The sequence below is a fragment of the Falsiroseomonas sp. RANM36 genome, from assembly GCF_056682175.1.
Window position 1 is genome coordinate 348,783 of sequence record NZ_JBWXTD010000006.1, and the last position, 2,226, is coordinate 351,008.

The window sequence follows — 2,226 nt, forward strand, 5'->3', positions numbered from 1 at the left end:
GGGCGACCGCGCGTGGGGGCCGCGGCGGGGGGCCCGCGGGGCGCTGCTCTGCGCCGCGCTCGGCCTGCTGCTGCTGCCGTGGCACGGGCTGGAGGGCGGCCTCGCGGAGCTCGCCGCCTGGCCGGGCGGCACCGCGGCGCCGCTGGTCGCGCTGCTGCTCTCCGGCGCGCGCTGGTGGCTCTGGCCGGTCGCGCTGCTGCTCGTGCTCGCCGCGCCGCCGCTGCTGCGCGGACGCGCGCCGGGCGGGCTGCTGGTGGCGACGGGTGCCGGCCTCATCCTCTGGACGCTCGCCATGGGCGAGGCCATCGGGCTGCGCGGGCTCGACTGGCACTGGCTCGCGCCGCTGCTCGGCACGCCGCCGCCGCAGCCCTCCCTCGGCTGGGGCGCGCTGTTCGTGCTGGTCGGCGCGACGGGACTCCTCGCCTCGGGGCTCGCGGCGCGCGGCGCCTTCGGCGCGGACGCCTTCGTCGCCTTCCTGGTCGCGGGCAGCGCCTTCCTGCTGCTGCTCTTCGTCTTCGGCCCCCTCTTCACCATCCTGAGCGCCGCGGTCTACGAGGGCGAGCGCTTCGCGCCCGGCGCGCTGGTCGCGCGTGTCACCGCGCCCGAGGCCTGGAGCCTCGCCTGCCTCGCCACGCATGAGGGCTGCGGCGTGGTCTGGAACACGCTGCTGCTGGCGACGCTCACGGCCGTGCTCTCCACCATGATCGGCCTCTTCTTCGCGCTGCTGGCGGTGCGCGGCGGCGTGCGCGCGGCGCCGCTGTTCCGCGCCATGACCATCCTGCCGCTGATCACGCCGCCCTTCGTGGTGGCGATGGCGCTGATCGTGCTGTTCGGCCGCACCGGCATCGTCACCACCTTCATGTGGGACTGGTTCGACATCCCCCGCAGCCGCTGGATCTACGGCCTTCCCGGCGTGCTGCTCGCGCAGGTGCTGGCGCAGGCGCCGATCGCCTTCCTGCTCTTGGACGGCGCGCTGCGCGCCATCTCGCCGAGCCTGGAAGAGGCTTCCGCCACCATGGGCGCGCGGCGCTTCACCATCTTCCGCACCGTCACCTGGCCGCTGCTGAAGCCGGCGCTGGCCGCGGCCTTCCTGCTCGGCTTCGTCGAGTCGCTGGCCGATTTCGGCAACCCGCTGGTGCTCGGCGGCGACTTCGACGTTCTCTCCACGCGCATCTTCTTCGCCATCGCCGGCGCGCGGCACGATCCCGGCCGCGCCGCGGCGCTCGCGCTGCTGCTGCTGGCGCTCACCTTCGGCGCCTTCGCGCTGCAGGCGCTCTGGCTCGGGCGGCGCCGCTACACCACCGTCACGGGCAAGGGCGATTCCGGCATTCCGGCGCCGCTGCCGAAGGGCCTCAAGCTCACCTGCGGCCTCGTCGTCTGGCCCTGGATGCTCTTCACCGCCGCGGTCTACGGCGTGATCCTGGTCGGCGGCTTCGTCCACGACATCGGCCGCGGCGACATGAGCTTCACCTGGCGCCACATCCTGACCGCCTTCGAGGTGGAATGGCGCGACGGCTTCGCGCTGCGCGGCTCCGCCTGGGACAGCCTGCTGACCACCATCGAGGTCGCCGCCATCGCCGCGCCGATCACCGCCTTCCTCGGCATCCTGCTCGCCTGGCTGATCGCGCGGCAGGATTTCCGCGGGCGGCGCACGCTGGAATTCATGACGATGCTGTCCTTCGCCATCCCGGGCACCGTGGTCGGCGTCTCCTACGTCATGGCGTTCAACGTGCCGCCGATCGAGTTGACCGGCACGGCGCTGATCCTCATCCTCTGCTTCGTCTTCCGGAACCTGCCAGTCGGGGTGCGCGGCGGGCTCGCGGCACTCGCGCAGATCGACCGCTCGCTCGACGAGGCGAGCGCCACGATGGGCGCGGGCGCGGTGGACACGCTGCGCCGCGTCGTGCTGCCGCTGATGCGGCCGGCGATCATCACCGCGCTCGCCTTCAGCTTCGTGCATGCGATGACGGCGGTCTCGGCGGTGATCTTCCTGGTCTCGGCGCGGCACAACCTCGCCACCGTCTACATCGTCGGCCGCGTGGAGGCGGGCGAGATGGCGCTGGCCATCGCCTATTCCACCGTCCTGATCTTCATCATGCTCGCCGTGGTGCTCGGCATCGAGAAGGTGGTGGGCCGCGCGCGGCGCGGGCGCCCCCCCGCCCCCCCCCCCCCCCCCCCGCGCCACCCCCCCCCCCCCCCCCCCCGCCGCGCCCGCCCCGAGCCCCC

The 2,226-nt window shown here is 74.0% G+C and carries 1 protein-coding gene; it reads left to right on the forward strand.

Going from position 1 to position 2,226, the window contains the following annotated elements:
- Positions 1 to 2,226: ABC transporter permease (locus AC1MIR_RS23200; protein ID WP_480030726.1), on the forward strand; the 2,226-nt coding region annotated here is incomplete at both ends.